Here is a 16,219-nt window from a genome sequence, read left to right as displayed (position 1 = left end):
ATAACTGTTTTACCAAATTTTTAAAAAATTTTTTCTTATCTTTTCCCATTTAGTTGGGGATTAGACTTAATGAGACATTTATTAATGAATACAAATACAATTTTAGAGATTAATTCAGAATATATAATATTGACTATAATATCGATAGTATATTTAATAAGCGGAATTATTACATTCAAAATTTTAGAAAAAAAATCGCGTAAAAAAGGTTTTCAGGGCTTTTAATATAAGTAAAAAATGTGGATTTAATTCTTAATTTGGATGAAAAATAAACTAAACCTTAATAAAAATATATGAAATAATGGAAGAATTGTCGCAAAAAGGGAAAACGATAATATTAGCCAGTCATGACGTAAGCGAAATAGAAAAACAGAAAGGATAATAGTATTAATGGATATACGGAATATCTAAAAAAGTGGAAATAAGCGTAATATAAAATCATTACAAAAAAATAACAAAAATTTAAAAAAGGAAAATTAATTAAAATACAACAAAAATCGAATTCTAAAACATTGATGAAAAGCGGTTTTTTATTTTAGAAAAAACATGGTCATCTTCCAAAAGCAGTGGGTAAAAAAGAAAAAATGATATTATAGTAGTGGAAGAAAAAAGGAGGAGAACCAGAATGATAAATGAATTGCCAATATTTTTTGAAAAAATACTAAATATAAATGAACCATATGAAACATATATACATGCGAGAGTACCAAGGATAAAAACAGAAAATAGGATAAAAATAATAGAAGTTCCTTAAAAATCCAAAAAATCTAACAAATAAACAAAATGAAAAACTTGAGCAATTAATGGAATACAAATATCTTGATACAGTAAAAGCATATTCATTAATTCTGGAATTAAAAAAAATATTTGATTATAAAAAGCCAGCATATGCATCAAAATTCTTTAAAAAATGGTATGACAAAGCGTTAAAATCAAATATACCAGAAATGAAAAAAGCTGCTAAGAGTTTATATAAACATATAAAAGGTATTCTTATGCATTTAAAAACAGGATTAACCAATGCTAAAATTGAGGTAGTATAATATAAACTGTGTAAAAATAAAAAAGAGGAGCCCTTTAGGGGCTCCTCGGAGCTTCAGGCTTAGAAAGCCATCGCTCATATGTGTTGGTGGAGACGGCGGGAGTCGAACCCGCGTCCGAAAGCAGAGTAAGCCGGACTTCTCCGAGCGCAGCCTGTGTTTTGATTTTTACTTAATCTTCTCCCACAGGCAGGATAAGATTAAGCTATCTCCCTAAAATTTCCCCAAAAATCCGGGAGAAAGATTTTTGGGTAAGGGTCATAATTATGACGTCCTATTCAGCCATTTGACCCAGAACAGCTGAAAGGACGGCTGCTATTTTATATTAAGCAGCTAAAGCGTAATTTTCTTCGGCAATTCTCTTTTTTGACCGATTATTTTACGTGGTAACAGTCTTCCACGGCTCGCTTTCCGACTTACTCTACCCCCGTCGAAACCGTTTCGTCCCCAGGCGATATTCATTATAACATAATTAAGTAACATTTTCAACCTTTTAGACGAAAAAATTTTCCAAAAAGTTTTAATTGGTTATAGTTAAAACCTTTTTTATTGTTTTGCTATAATTATAATAGTTTATATCTACTTTAAATATTATATTTTGAGGAAAATTTTCATTTAATGGTACTTTAAATATATTATTTTTTATATCCACTTTTTTATTATTATAATAGACAAAAAAGCTATTAATATACTTCTTTTCCGAATTCAAAAAATATATTTCTGGTATTTTTATTTTAAATAGCCCTGAACTTTTTTCTCTTCCAAGATATTCAATATCTATTTTTATATTACTGATATTTTTAGGATTGTTTTTTACAACTATTTTTTTTATTCCATTAATATACTTCCCATTAACATTTACCTCATAATATAAATCATAAGATCCACTTTCGCCAAAAGGTTCTAATATTACCGTATTATCCAAATATGAATATTTTACTTCCTTATAATCTCCTAAAACCTTAAATTTTATAAATTTTATTTTATAATTTTTTATCTCATTTGAAAATTTGTCATATACTTTAATATTTCTTATATGTAGAATATTCTGATTATCTGTAAAAATACTTTTTTTATCAAAATCAAAAGATATATTGGTTACCTTTGATGGTTGAACTTTCAATATAATTGTCTTCATTTTTTTCGCTTTATTGCCTGCATAGATATTAATTTTATATTTTCCCGATTCATAAATTTTCGGTAATTTTAAATATATTTCACCAAATTGATTCGTTTTTCCAATATATACGATATCTTTATTATTTATAGAATAAAATATATCTACATTTTCTGCCACATCATTTTGAGCTTTTGCTGTTAATCTTATATTTACTTTTTCTCCAGCAATATTATATATATAATCAGGACTTTCTATATATGAAACAATATCCTTTCCAAATTTTATAACTGGTATGTTTAACCCCACACCAAAAATCTGATTATTATTCTTATTAAGAGTGTAATTAAAATAAAAATTAGAATAATTTATCATTATCCCTATAGAAAAATCATTATTATACTTCAAATATGGTTCTAAAGAAAATTTTCCTAATTTTGCAAATGTTGATATTAAACCGCTAAATTGTAAGTTATTCTGCGTGCCGAGCTGAATCTTCAAAGGTATATTACCAGAATTATATCCTATATATAAATAATGTCCGTTTATACTTTTAAAAGATTGGTTATAATATAGAAAATCATAATTATAACCAATATATATATTATGTAATTTTCCAAAAACAAAAATAGACATAAATAATACGGATAATAATATTAAAATTTTTTTTGCCATATTATCCCCCTATTCCGGTGTACTCCAACCTAATAAATTGGAATCTGTTTTTATAATATATGAATTACCATATTCGCTGTCATTAAATGATTTTGTTTGGCCAAACATTATATATCCACCATCTGATGTTTTTATTATACCATTTGCAATATCATTACCCTTTCCATAGATATGTTTTTCTATAACATTTAAGCTGAAATCTGTTCTTAATATTTCAATATTTCCATTATTGCTATTTAATACTATTAAATATCCATCTTCTGTTTTTAATATCTTTACAAATGTATTGATAAAATCATTTTCATATATTGGCGAGAATATTTCATTTAATCTATAACTATATGTTTTTACAACTAAATCATTAGTTATAAATCCGGCAAGTACTATATCATTTCCACTATCGTTTATATCATAAATAGCCTCTATATCCGATAACAATTTCTCTGATTCTACATTGAAATTTTCATCCAGCTTTATTAAATATCCCGATCCATTTTTGCTACCAGAAAGTATATATTTTCCTTTTCCATCTTCATCAATTATATTTATAACGGAATTTAATTTAGCTTTACTATAAATTAATGTATTCAACAGTGTAGAACCATTTGATGGGTCAATCTTTGCTATGAAATCACCTGTAGAACTGCTCCCAACAATAATATAAGAATTGTCAGATAATTTTATATAATCATTTATAATATCTCCTGCAACATTTGTTGGAGTGGAATTTAATAAATTCAAATTATTATCATATTCTCTGAATTCTATTTTTCCAGAATTTATACCCAACAATGTTATATTCGAAGAAGTGTCTATAAAGTATGGAGTGAAATCTATTGTTACAGATGAATCTTTTGTTGTTTCTGTTCCGTCTTTATCCATTTTTGATAAATAATATGTATTATCTTCTTTCTGAATAAAAGTAAAATCTCCTGTACCTAATTCCTTTATATCTATAATTTCATCTAAAGTTGAATTGGTCCCTTTTTCAATTGTAAAAATATTTGTGTCTATGCTTGATGTTCTAAATGTAATTGTTGATTCGCTATAATCTTCCTTTTCATCTATTGCTCTAACCTTCCAATAATATGTATTATCCGGAATAAGTCTTGATGAAAAATATTCTTTTTCAGTTGTATTATATACTACAGTACTATAATTACTATCATCATTAGATTTCAATAAATCAAAAGTAACATTTTGACCTTCAGGATCAACAGAATTCCAGTTTATTAAAGCTTCAAGTCCATTATATATAGTATATTCTATATTGGGTTTTTTCGGTTTTGTATTAACCTTAAAATTCATTATATTAGATTCTGCTATTCCACCATAAGAATCTTTTGCAATAACTTTCCAATAATAAATTTTCCCATTTTCAAGTCCCTTTATATTATAACTGTTGTATGTATAATCTGATATTATCCTATTTAAATTCTCCGGACTATTTCCAGTGTAAATATCGTATTTTAATGTATCATTATCTTTATCGCTTGCCAGCCAGCTTAAAGTAACGTTTTTTTCTACGCCCATAGAATTATTTGATGGATAAAATTTATCATTATCAAATGTGGGATACGCATTTGATTTAAATTGTTTAACCTCAGATTCAGCTTTACCTCCTTTATTATCATATGCTACTATTTTCCAATAATACGTAGTATTATTTTTGAGATTACTTAATTCATATTCTTTTTCTGTTGTTGTTTCAATTAGATCCATAGAATTTAAAGATTCACCAATATATACTTCATATGTTAATTCATCACCATCTGGATCATATGCATTCCAATAAATCTTATCCCCATTTTTTGCATAAGTTTGTTGGTCAGTCCTTAATGAGTCATTATATATAACAGGGTTTTTAGTGGTTGAAAAAATTATTTCTGTTGAGCTATATGATAATTTATCATCAGAAACTTGAATCTTTATTTTATAATTAGAATCTGCATCTAATGTAAAATTATAATTATTATTTGACGTTTGAACTGTTTTGATAATAGTATTTTCTTTAAATAATTTCAGTGTATAATTTAAGATATCATTTACATCTTTATCTTCTGCGTCCCATTCAATATTTAGATTAAGCTGAACATTTGTTGCATTATTTGAAATGTTTATATGAGTTATTTTGGGCTGATATGTCGTTATAAATTTTCTCAATTTTGTTTCTGTATAACCTTTCATTTCATCTTCAAGACGGATTTTCCAGTAATATGTAGTTCCTGGTTCAAGTGTTGCATTCATATTGTATTCATTTGTTCCCTGAGCATTTGAAATATATTCACTTTGTAAATTATCAATATTTTTCCCAAAGTATACATATAAACTATATGTTGAAGAATCTGGATCGTCTGCATACCATATTATCTTTGGATTTAATGAAATACCTTCTGCATTATCGCCCGGAGAATAATCCTGTAAAATGGGTGGTTGATTTATATTTAATAAAAGTTCCTGGCCTTTTAAATAAAAGCCCTTATCATTAAAAGCTTTAATGTATATATTGTATTTCCCACCTTCTGGAATTTCTATTACATAAATATTATTTGTTACGTTTGTTGCTATTATAGTTTCTTCACCATTTTTACTTTTTTTATATATATTATAGTATGATACATCTAAACTATTTTTCCATTTTATTTTTAATTTGTTTGGATATTTCTGTTCATTAAACGTATATTCTTTAGAAGGATCATAATAATCATAAATATTTGTTATGTTCGGCGCAACTATTGGAGCATCCCCTGTAATAAATGTTGCAGGAGATGTTACTGAAGTAGCCATATTGCTATCTTTCGCCAATATTTTCCAGAAATATTCTGTTTTTGGAAGTAAATCCGTCAATTCATAAGAATTATTGGTCGTGGTTGCTACCTGTTCATCATTTAGGTAAACTGTGTATTCAATATCATCATTATCTGGATCTGTCGCACTCCAGTTTAATATTACAGTTGAATTCATATCTATTTGAGAAACAGGGCTAATTAATGTTATCTGAGGATAATTGGTTGTTTTAAATGTCTGCGTTGCTGAAATTGTTGTTGCAAAATTACTGTCTTCAACAAAAACACTCCATGAATATTCAGTATCTGGTTTTAAATATTTATTATAAGTAAATTCCGTTGAATTAAGAGTATATGAAACGACTTCATCATCTGATAATTTTATATTTAATATATAACTTAATTTATCGTTATCAGGATCGTTTCCATCCCATTTAAATATAGGTTTTAATGACTCGTTATTCCCATCTGGACTTTTTAAAATTACTTGAGGTTTATTAGTCGTTGAAAAAGTTATAATTCCACTACTACTCGAAGCATTTTCTGTATCATAAGCAACTATTTCATATTGGTATTTTGTTTCTGGAAATAATAATCCAGAAAATGTATATGAATTTTCCAAAGTTGTTGATAGTAAAGTCAAATTTTCAGAATATTTTGAAAAATATATTTCGTAATAAGAGATATTATCATCTTCAAAATTCCAGGTTATTGTCGGTTTTAAACTTATATTTTCAGCATTTAGACTTGGACTGCTTGAGTTAAAAATTGGTTTTTTATTAGTAATAAATGTTGCTATATCACTTATAGATGTTGCATTATTGGTATCAATTGCCTCAACCTTCCAATAATATATCTTCCCATAATCAAGATTATGAATAGTATATTCCTCTTTTTCTGTTGATGCCAATTTTTCCAATATTGTTGGATTTTCTCCAAAATAAATATTATAAGATATTCCATCATCCGGATCATAACTTTCCCATGTCAATGTTGCTATATTTGTTGGAATATTTATTTCATTATTTGGAGATAGATTATATGGTTTTATTGGATCTAAATTTGTTCTGAATTTTACTATTTTTCCTTTAACGTAGTTTCCTTTACCATCATCAGCATCCACTCTTAATGCGTAATATTTACCTTTTTCTAAATTGACATTGAAATAATTATCTACAATTTTTTTATCATATTTCAAATCATTTGAAAAATCTATAAACTCATCATTTTCATCTATTTCTTTTAATAAGAAATGATATGTTAGCTGATCATTATCAATATCAGTTGACTCCCAGGTTATTTTAGCATTTTCAGGAACACCAACAGCATAATTTTCTGTTTCCAGAGTCTTTTTAGGATATGTTATTTCAATTTCTGGTTTATACGAAGTGGTGAATTTTAATATTGGGCTTTCAAAATTATTCTTAACATCCTTAATTTTCCAGTAAAATGTGCTTCCAGAAGGCAGATTTTTCAAAGTAAATGTATTTCCTGTAATATTCTTCTCAACGTAATATTTTCCATCATCTGATAAATCATTATTTGGAGAAAAAATCAGCAAAAACTCTTTGGAATCAATTGAATAATTCCATTTTAATTCTATTGTATTTACAGGAATACTTGAAGAATTATCTGAAGGATAAAAGCCATAAAAAGCAAGATCCGAGACTTCGATATTAATTACTTCTTTATTGCTAACTCCAATTGTATCGTATGCTATTAACTTAAAATAATATGTTTTCCCATAATTTAACTCATCTACTCTAAAGCCTTCATTTAAACCTTCAAATATTTTATTTTCAGGATTAAATTCAGGATTATCTGACATATACAATAAATATTTCTTTATTCCATCTCTATCTTCTGCACTCCAGGAAAGATTAATATAATTTTGATTAATGGTTGTTTTATTAATATTGAAAAATATTTTTGGAATATCTGTTGTTTTTATTTCATATATTTTCGAATCCGCATATGAATTGCCAATTATACTCCTAATTTTTAAGTAATATGTTGTGTCAGGTTCTAAATTTGAAATTTTAGCAAAAGTTTTTGATGTTGATATTTTGTTATTTAGCAATGTTTTAGCTTTTCCATAATAAACTTCAAAATTAATATTATCAAAATTATTATTGGAATCTAAATTCCAACTAATATCAAAACTCAAAGGAAGATTATTTAACACATCTTCCTTTGGGTAATCTAAAATGGGTTTTGGGGGAGGAGCCTTAAAAATACAAGAATTTAAAACAAAAATAATCAAAATCACAAAGATATATATCAGATTTTTTTTCATTCCATCACCTCGATTTATTATTCTACGCGAGGTCTTCTATTTCTTAATTTTATTTTGAAATAAAATATAATAAATTTTCTTTTGGTTTTATATACTTAGCAGGATATTCTTTTCCTTTAAAAACTTCTTTTAATACTTTTATTTTCCTATCCCCTGATAATAAAAACAACACATTTTTGCTGTTGTTTATACTTTTATAAGTGAAAGTAATTCTTGGTATATTTGGGTTTGCTTTTTCAGGAAATACATAATCAATATATTTATCGTCTGAAATCTTAATATCTGGAAATATTGACGCTATATGCCCATCTGCCCCTAACCCTAATAATACTAAATCAAAAGATACATCTTTACTTTTATCTCTAAAAAAAATTTTTATACTATTTTCATATTCATCTGCGCATCTTTCAATAGGTGTAATTTCAGTTTTTATCCTATAAATGTTTTCAGCAGGTATATTAATCATTGAAAGAATATTGTTATATGCCATTTTATAATTACTATATTCACTATCTATATCAATATATCTTTCATCACCAAAAAATATATATACTTTATTCCAATTAATACTCTCTGAATATTGTGAAGCTAATATCTGGTATAGAATTTTTGGTGTATTTCCACCAGATAAAACAAAGGTAAAAAAATTCTGCTTTTTTATATAATAGGTATAAAAATTATATACAGTTTTAGCAGCATCAAAGCTCATATCATTTAAATTATTATACTCAAATATCATAATTTTCTCCATTTCCTCCCATCTTTTTCAATTAAATTATTTGCTTCTTCTGGCCCCCATGTTCCAGATGGATAATAAAATAATGTGGCATTGTCTTTTTCCCAAACCTCCAAAATTGGAGTAACAACCTTCCATGACTCTTCCATCACATCACTTCTAACATATAATGTTTGATCTCCAAGCAGGGCATCTATTATTAATCTTTCATATGCATCCTGTTTTTCATATTCAAAAAAATTTTTATATTTAAATTCCATATTTAATGTATTAATACATATTTTAGATCCAGGCTGTTTAGCTTGGATTACAAGTGAAAACCCTTCATCCGGCTGAATTCTCAGTATTAATGCATTTGGTTCTATTTTTATCGGATAAAAATCAGAAAATATGGAATGAGGTACATCTTTAAAAATAATTGCTACTTCCGTAATTTTCTTTTTTAACCTTTTTCCTGTCCTCAGGTAAAATGGGACACCACTCCAGCGCCAGTTATCTATATACAATTTTGCAGCGATAAATGTCTCAGTTTTAGATTCTTTTTTTATATCTTCAATATAAGATTTTTTCATTTCATTATTTATTTTTCCTTCTATATATTGCCCTCTGATTATAAAATTATTTAATTTTTCTTTTGGAAATGGCCTTATGGATTTCAAAACCTTTATTTTTTCATCATGTACCATATCTGCACTCAAAGATGCAGGTGGTTCCATTGTGATAAGCGTTAATAACTGTAATATATGATTTTGAAACATATCTCTTAATAAACCTGTTTGGTCAAAATATCCTGCTCTATTTTCAACACCAATTTGCTCAGCAACGGTAATCTGAATATTATCTATATATTTATAATTCCATAATGGTTCAAAAATAATATTTGCAAATCTCAACATCATTATATTTTGAACCGTTTCTTTTCCAAGATAATGATCAATTCTATATATTTGTTTTTCGTTTAAATAATTATGTAATTGATAATCAAGTTTCTTAGATGACTCAAGATTATGTCCAAATGGCTTTTCAATTATTATACGGGAATATTTTTCTTGTGTTTCTACTGTGAGTTTATTTTCTCCCAAATAATTAATGATAGGCATATATATATTAGGTGGCGTTGCAAAATAAAACAGATGATTTCCTGTTGTATTATGCTTTTTATCCAATTCTAAAAGTTTCGATCTTAAATCTTTATACATTTTATCCTGGCTATAATTACCGGATAAAAAATAGGTATGTAATATAAATTTTTCTATAATATTTTTATCTGATTTTAAATTGTTTAATCTTTTTAAAATTTTATCCCTAAATTCCTCATCTGTTAACTTACTTCTTCCAACTCCTAATAAATAAAAGTTTTTTAATTTTCTTTTTTTGAAAAGATTAAAAATTGATGGTATTAACTTTCTAAATGTCAGATCTCCAGAAGCGCCAAAAATTATAATGCCAGCAGGTTCAGGAGTTGGATCTTCGCATATTTCAACATATGATTCTATTTTATTTTCTATAAAACTCATAATATCACCTTCTAAATTTTTCATCAGGATTAGCAGCTTTTACTTCTCCTGCACCGGCAACAGACTTCTTTATTTCTTCATTTTTTTTATAAACTGCATGACCACCAAATTCTCTTCTGAGTGCAGCTACAACTTTATCAGAAAAAACATCCTTTTGCCTTGATTGAAATCTTTTAAATAATGAATTTGATATAACAGGGATTGAAACTCCCTTTTCCACAGCTTCTAAAACTGTCCACCTTGCCTCACCAGAGTCTTCAACATATCCCTGTATTTCTGCCAAACTATTATCTTCTTTAAATGCATTCTCTAATAACTCTAATAACCACGATCTTATCACACTTCCCTGATTCCACAAATGAGCTATATCATGTAAGTTTAAATTTTCTCCATATTCTGAGGCTTTTAACAATTCAAATCCTTCACCATAAGCTTCCATTAATCCATATTCAACACCATTATGAACCATTTTCACAAAGTGTCCAGCACCTGTTGGCCCACAATACAAATATCCTTCTTCTGGTGACAAAGTTTTTAAAATAGGTTCGATATATTCAAAAATTTCTTTTTCTCCACCTATCATAGTACAATATCCTTCTTTAAGCCCCCATATTCCTCCGGATACTCCAGCATCTATATAATGTATTCCATATTCTTTTAATTTTTTTTCTCTTTTCAAATCATCTTTATAATATGTATTGGCGCCATCAATAATAATATCATTCTTTGATAATAATGGAATTAAAGCTTTAATATTCTCATCTGTAACCTTTCCTGCTGGTAACATTAACCATATTATTCTTGGCTTTTCAAGTTTGTTGATAAATTCTTTTAATGAATATGAACCTATCGCTCCTTCCTTTTTCATTTCATCTACTTTTTCTTTTGTCCTGTTATATACGACAACTTCATGTCCACCCTCCAATAATCTTTTTGCCATATTTTTCCCCATTCTTCCTAATCCTATAATTCCTATTTTCATAAAATCACCTCTCCCAGAAAATATTTATAATATAACCCGGGATATCCCCGGGTTATATTATTTTTCGAATTTTTTTGCAATTTCAAGCAATTTATCCATGCTATTTTTTATTTCAATAAGAGCTTCTGACATTTGATTTATTCCAGATAAAACTTCATTCATAGAAATTTTTGTTGAGTGTGAAAAATTCGATAAAGATTGGACGGTATGTTCAAAGTCTCGTACTATTTCCGAAACAGAGTCAAGAGATTTCTCAATATTGGTCAGTTCTTTAGACGTCTTTTCAGATAAGAGAACATTTGTGGTAATATTTTTTTCTATCTCTTTTAAAATTTTTTCTGAATTTTTTGATGTTTCTCTTGATTCTGAAGCTAATTCATTTATCAATTCTGCAATTTTAGAAATACCTTCACGATCCAAATTTTCTTTACTGGTTTCAATGGAAGAATTTATTGATAGAATAGAAACAGTATCTGAAATATCCTTTATTTTATCATTAAGATCTGATAGTTTATTTATAAAATTAGATATCTCTAAAGTTTTTTCATTCATATTTTGAATATCATAAAAAAATTCCTTCATATTTGATAAGGTCAAATCCAATTCACTTCTTCCTTCCTCTATGGAGGAAGAAAAATTTTGTATTAATTCATCCAATTTTTGAACGTTTTTTTGTGTATTTTGGGCAACAGCACCTATTTCACTGGAAGCAGAACTATTTTCAGCTATATAAGAAGATACATTTGTTGAAAATTCTTTTATAGTACCAATTTGTTTTTTAAATTCCTTTTCAATTAATTTTCCTATTACATATGAGATAAAAAACAAAAATACCATCATAATTACCAATAGAATAACAGAAAACATTTTAACTTTGTTAATATCATAAAAAAGTTGTTTTTCTGTTATAGCGTTTGCAAGATAATATGTTGAATTATTAAATTCAAACGATGAAAACGCCACAAATCTTTTTTCATTTTCATAAACATATTTATATATTCCGCTTTTATTTTCTTTTATATATTTATATAATTCTGGAAGTTTAGTATCTTCAACTGCGTTTATTCCTATTTTACTTAGATCTGTATGATATATAACATTTCCATTTTCATCCAAGATATAATAATATCCATTTTTTTCATCTATAAATTTTTTAGAAAAAAAATCAGACTCTAAAGAAGCCATTGATTTTGAAAGAAGCTCAGATAATTTAATAACATTATTTTCATATGATTTCATAATAAAATCAACTGTAAGGTTTTTATAATATTCATAAACAATAAAAAAGAAAGAGATAAAAGATAATCCAAATACTAATGTAATTATAAGTGAATATTTTAAATTAACCTTCATAATAAATCCTCCTTACTAATTATTCTATTTTTTCCCAATTTTTTTGCCATATACATTAATTCATCAGCTTTATTAATAATATAGGTAACATTTCTTTTTTTATAGTCACAAAACACTCCCGCACTAAAAGTTATTTTCTTATTTATTCCTAACATTTCCCAATTATATTCAGATACTTTTTTCAAAAGTCTTTCCAATACTTTTTTAGCTTTAATACACTCAGTTTCAGGTAATAAAATCAAAAACTCTTCCCCTCCAAATCTCCCTATAAAATCATTTTCTCTCAATTCATCCTGCATTATTTGAGATAATTTTATCAAGACTTTATCTCCTGTGATATGTCCAAATTCATCATTTATTTGTTTAAATCCATCAATATCAAGAATTGCAACTGAAAGATCATACTTTTTTCTTTTGAATAATATAATTAATTCTCTTAATTTTTCTGTAATTTTTCGTTTATTATATAATCCTGTAAGACTATCCCTCTCAGAGGATACTTTATAATCCATATAATTATTTAATGCTTTAAATAAGGTAGTTAGTGGTTCTAACATAAAATTCATATAATATGCTATGGTGTTTTTATTTTCAAAATTGCTAAAAGATATTACCCCAAGATCTGTATTTCCGCTTTTTAGGTTAAAAAATATAGAATTTTCTAATAATATTGTTTCATTTTTACCTTTATCACAAAAATCTCCTTTAAAAATCCATTCTGAAGGTGTGGTAGGATTTAACAGTTTTTCATATAATAATTTTTTAATTTTTTTACACTGAAATTTCTTATTATTAGAAAAAGCATAGACTCTTCCAATAACATGAGACAATATCATTATATTTAAATTTTCAAATTTAAAAAATTCTTTAAGCAAATCCTTTAATTTAATCATAATATATTCTTCATCGTATATGTTACTTATAAGATCAAGTATTGAAGATTTTATAATTTCTATTTTCAATGTTTCTTCTAATATATCAACTAATTCACTAAAAGGATTTTTTCTAAACTTATAAAATTCTCTGCTCCATTCAATTGTAAATTTATTACTTTCTAAAAATTCGACTATACTTTCCAATATATTTTCTGGTGATTTATCTTTTTTTACAAATAAATCAGCTCCACTTTTTTTAGCCCAAAATTCATTTATTGAATCTTCAGCACCCGTTAATATTATTATCCCCACCCTTGAAAAAGCATCATAACTTCGTATAAATCTACAAAAATGGATACCATTCATTTGAGGCATAATATAATCTGAAATCACAACATCAGGAAGTATTTTAAAAAAGAGGTTAATTCCTTCAAAACCATTTTCTGCAACAGAAACATCATATCCCATTTTAGTTAAATTGTCCTTGAGATATTCTCTCCAAGATTTACTATCGTCTATAACTAATATCTTTCTCATATAAAATCGCCTCTATTCAAATCAATTAAAATTCTATTTAATTCTTTTATACTTCTTTCAAAATATTTTGTTAAGCTTTGAATTGCTCTTTCTGTCATATATGGAAATTGAGCATCGTTTTGAATATAAATTTTTGCTTTGCTATTTTCAATTTTTTTTAGTCCTTTTACCCCATCATTTCCTAACCCACCTAATAAAAATATATATGTATTTTTATCAATATATGGATATAATGAATCAAATAATTTATTTATCGATGGAGACACTGGACCGGTATTTTTAATAACTGAAACTACCCTTTTGGAAGAAAAAATTATATCTTTGCCTCCTTCGGGAATATAAATTCCACTTTTTAATTCTGTAAAACCTTTAACAATATTAACTTTCTGCTTTGAAATATTTTCAAGATAATCTTTAAAATTAGATGTTTGATTATCAAGATTATGCATTGCTAATATAATAGGATATTTCAATTTTTCTTCAAATGAAAAAAGCGTCTTTAATGCAGCTGGCCCCCCAGCAGATGCACCTATTATAACTTTAATTGTTATCATCCCCCAAAAATTTTTTTAATAATATTATAATTTTTTCTATTTTATCTCCTTTTAAAACATAAGCATTTGCACCATAACTTAAACCTTTTTTAATTTCTTCTGGATCTGATTTAGTGCTTAAAATAATAACTGGTATATCTGGATTTTTTTCCTTTATAAATTTTACAACTTCATACCCACTTATATCAGGCAACTCAACATCAACTATGGCGGCATCATAATCCTTCTTATCAAGTGCTTCTTTACCACAAGATGATTCAATAATGTCATATCCTGAACTTTTTATAAGTTTTGAAATAACATATCTGGAAACTATTGAATCATCTAATATCAACACTCTTTTCTTTTTTCTTCCTTTTATGTTGTTATTTTTAGGGATATTTTTTATAGATATTATAGGAATTGGATATGTAAATATACTTTTTGCAAATCCCAAAAATCTTTTATCTTCAGATGGAACTATACGCGTTTCAAAATATCCCTTTATTTCATCATAAATTACGGCTACATTATTTTTGCATATAACACAAAAATTTATATTATTTTTTCCAAAATCAATTATTTCAAAAAGCTGATTGTTATAATTTATTTTATTATCAATAACTTCCGGTTTATTAATTAATTTAATAATGTCATCTGAACTAATTGAGAATATATTGTTATCTCGATTTAAAACCAAAACTTTTTTTGAAGTGGCTTTGGCTTTAAATTTAACAATAAATTTTGTTCCTTTTCCTTTTTCTGTTTCAACTTTTACATCGCCACCCTTAAATTCTGCAAAGGCTTTAACTGCATCCAATCCAACTCCTCTACCAGAAGATTGATCAACTTTCTCTTTAATAGAAAAACCCGGATAAAAAATTACATCAAGAGGGTTCACAGAATCATATCCCAATTGTTTAGCTTTATTTTTTATTGCTTCAATGTTTAAACCGTATCCATCATCGGAAACCTCAAGATATATCATATTATTCTTTATATAACTTTTTATTTTTAAATTTCCTTTTTCATCTTTACCAACTTTTTTTCTGTATTCTGGATCTTCAATCCCATGAGCAATACTATTTTTTACAATATGAATCAAAATATTTTTTATTAGATTAGCATCTTCTTTTTCAATTTTTATATTCTCTACATCAATAATAAAATTAACCTTCTTATTATTAAAAATTGCTTCTTGAAATATTAAGTTTTCAAAACTTTTTATAATATCCTTTAATAATACAAATTGTTCGTTTTCTATTGTTTTTTGTAATTGAATTCTTAAATTTTTTATATTTTTAAGAGCAGAATTTACTCTATTATTCAAAATATCGTTTTCTGCTTTCAATAAAATACTATAAAACTTTTCCATTTCTTCAATTGATATATTTTCTTGATTTAAATAAGCCATTGTTCCTTCTATTAATTCTTCATTTAATAATATATTTTTATAATAAGATATTTCCTTTTCCGTTAAATCGCTTCTTTTATTCATTAATTCATTTGATATTTTTATAACTCTAGCCACAAATTTTTCATCTAAAACATCATTTAATTTTTCTTTGAAAGCAGACTCAAGCTCATGCATAAATTTACCAAAATTATGCATTCCTACTAACCCTGCAGACCCTTTTAAAGTATGATAAATTCTATGTAATTTTTTTATTATCAAAGGGTTTCTTGTCTCAAGATATTCCTTTAATAAGTCGATTGCTTTATTCAAGTTTTCATTCATTTCATCTAAAAATATATTCAAAAATTCCATATTT

Annotated in this window: 12 protein-coding genes and 1 other RNA gene; 3 read left to right on the top strand and 10 right to left on the bottom strand. The window is 26.3% G+C overall.

The genetic code is table 11. The features are described 5' to 3' along the window. Positions 1–69: 69 nt before the first annotated feature. The 3 genes from X274_RS12035 to X274_RS08395 all read left to right on the top strand — a co-directional run bounded on the left by X274_RS12035 (position 70) and on the right by X274_RS08395 (position 1,043). A complete protein-coding gene (locus X274_RS12035; RefSeq protein ID WP_156166179.1) occupies positions 70–225 on the top strand; it encodes a hypothetical protein in 156 nt (51 codons plus the stop codon). A gap of 400 nt (positions 226–625) precedes the next feature. Continuing rightward, the gene (locus X274_RS12300) at positions 626–754 is read left to right on the top strand and encodes a hypothetical protein (protein ID WP_255350152.1); all 129 of its coding nucleotides are present in this window, start codon (positions 626–628) and stop codon (positions 752–754) included. Positions 755–803: 49 nt separating this feature from the next. Then, complete coding sequence (locus X274_RS08395; protein ID WP_047266375.1) at positions 804–1,043, top strand: transposase; 240 nt, start codon at positions 804–806, stop codon at positions 1,041–1,043. Positions 1,044–1,127: 84 nt separating this feature from the next. On the opposite strand, the gene ssrA is transcribed toward X274_RS08395, so the two are convergent. The 10 genes from ssrA to X274_RS08350 all read right to left on the bottom strand — a co-directional run bounded on the left by ssrA (position 1,128) and on the right by X274_RS08350 (position 16,215). Beyond that, positions 1,128–1,489: a transfer-messenger RNA gene (gene ssrA / locus X274_RS11845) on the bottom strand. A gap of 71 nt (positions 1,490–1,560) precedes the next feature. Then, positions 1,561–2,832, bottom strand: a complete 1,272-nt coding sequence (locus X274_RS08390) for a hypothetical protein (RefSeq protein WP_047266374.1) — start codon at positions 2,830–2,832, stop codon at positions 1,561–1,563. Positions 2,833–2,841: 9 nt separating this feature from the next. Next, positions 2,842–7,914 carry a fibronectin type III domain-containing protein gene (locus X274_RS08385; RefSeq protein ID WP_047266373.1) on the bottom strand — a complete coding sequence of 1,691 codons (5,073 nt, stop codon included), beginning with the start codon at positions 7,912–7,914 and terminating at the stop codon, positions 2,842–2,844. A 49-nt stretch (positions 7,915–7,963) separates the two neighbouring features. Then, a complete protein-coding gene (pgl, locus tag X274_RS08380; protein ID WP_197073344.1) occupies positions 7,964–8,653 on the bottom strand; it encodes a 6-phosphogluconolactonase in 690 nt (229 codons plus the stop codon). Beyond that, positions 8,650–10,167 carry a glucose-6-phosphate dehydrogenase gene (gene zwf / locus X274_RS08375; protein WP_047266387.1) on the bottom strand — a complete coding sequence of 506 codons (1,518 nt, stop codon included), beginning with the start codon at positions 10,165–10,167 and terminating at the stop codon, positions 8,650–8,652. The genes pgl and zwf overlap by 4 nt, the downstream gene beginning before the upstream one ends. A 4-nt stretch (positions 10,168–10,171) precedes the next feature. Then, positions 10,172–11,149, bottom strand: coding sequence for a phosphogluconate dehydrogenase (NAD(+)-dependent, decarboxylating) (gnd, locus tag X274_RS08370; protein WP_084822705.1), 978 nt, complete (start codon positions 11,147–11,149; stop codon positions 10,172–10,174). A gap of 57 nt (positions 11,150–11,206) precedes the next feature. Next, positions 11,207–12,502: a methyl-accepting chemotaxis protein gene (locus X274_RS08365; protein ID WP_047266372.1), complete on the bottom strand. Its 1,296-nt coding sequence runs from the start codon at positions 12,500–12,502 to the stop codon at positions 11,207–11,209. Continuing rightward, complete coding sequence (locus X274_RS08360; protein WP_047266371.1) at positions 12,499–13,914, bottom strand: GGDEF domain-containing response regulator; 1,416 nt, start codon at positions 13,912–13,914, stop codon at positions 12,499–12,501. Before X274_RS08360 ends, X274_RS08365 begins: the two co-directional genes overlap by 4 nt. Continuing rightward, the gene (locus X274_RS08355; protein ID WP_047266370.1) at positions 13,911–14,468 is read right to left on the bottom strand and encodes a chemotaxis protein CheB; all 558 of its coding nucleotides are present in this window, start codon (positions 14,466–14,468) and stop codon (positions 13,911–13,913) included. Before X274_RS08355 ends, X274_RS08360 begins: the two co-directional genes overlap by 4 nt. Beyond that, positions 14,455–16,215: an ATP-binding response regulator gene (locus X274_RS08350; protein WP_047266369.1), complete on the bottom strand. Its 1,761-nt coding sequence runs from the start codon at positions 16,213–16,215 to the stop codon at positions 14,455–14,457. The genes X274_RS08355 and X274_RS08350 overlap by 14 nt, the downstream gene beginning before the upstream one ends. Positions 16,216–16,219 lie beyond the last annotated feature (4 nt).

The sequence above is a fragment of the Marinitoga sp. 1155 genome (assembly GCF_001021175.1).
GTDB lineage: Bacteria > Thermotogota > Thermotogae > Petrotogales > Petrotogaceae > Marinitoga.
Note: the sequence above shows the minus strand (reverse complement) of the source record. Positions and strands in the feature narration are given on the sequence as shown.

What these genes read in the sequence shown, in the direction of transcription:
- X274_RS12035 (WP_156166179.1), top strand. Translation starts at nt 70, where the DNA reads ATGAGACATTTATTAATGAATACAAATACAATTTTAGAGATTAATTCA.
- X274_RS12300 (WP_255350152.1), top strand. Translation starts at nt 626, where the DNA reads ATGATAAATGAATTGCCAATATTTTTTGAAAAAATACTAAATATAAAT.
- X274_RS08395 (WP_047266375.1), top strand. Translation starts at nt 804, where the DNA reads ATGGAATACAAATATCTTGATACAGTAAAAGCATATTCATTAATTCTG.
- X274_RS08390 (WP_047266374.1), bottom strand. Translation starts at nt 2,832, where the DNA reads ATGGCAAAAAAAATTTTAATATTATTATCCGTATTATTTATGTCTATT.
- X274_RS08385 (WP_047266373.1), bottom strand. Translation starts at nt 7,914, where the DNA reads ATGAAAAAAAATCTGATATATATCTTTGTGATTTTGATTATTTTTGTT.
- pgl (WP_197073344.1), bottom strand. Translation starts at nt 8,653, where the DNA reads ATGATATTTGAGTATAATAATTTAAATGATATGAGCTTTGATGCTGCT.
- zwf (WP_047266387.1), bottom strand. Translation starts at nt 10,167, where the DNA reads ATGAGTTTTATAGAAAATAAAATAGAATCATATGTTGAAATATGCGAA.
- gnd (WP_084822705.1), bottom strand. Translation starts at nt 11,149, where the DNA reads ATGAAAATAGGAATTATAGGATTAGGAAGAATGGGGAAAAATATGGCA.
- X274_RS08365 (WP_047266372.1), bottom strand. Translation starts at nt 12,502, where the DNA reads ATGAAGGTTAATTTAAAATATTCACTTATAATTACATTAGTATTTGGA.
- X274_RS08360 (WP_047266371.1), bottom strand. Translation starts at nt 13,914, where the DNA reads ATGAGAAAGATATTAGTTATAGACGATAGTAAATCTTGGAGAGAATAT.
- X274_RS08355 (WP_047266370.1), bottom strand. Translation starts at nt 14,468, where the DNA reads ATGATAACAATTAAAGTTATAATAGGTGCATCTGCTGGGGGGCCAGCT.
- X274_RS08350 (WP_047266369.1), bottom strand. Translation starts at nt 16,215, where the DNA reads ATGGAATTTTTGAATATATTTTTAGATGAAATGAATGAAAACTTGAAT.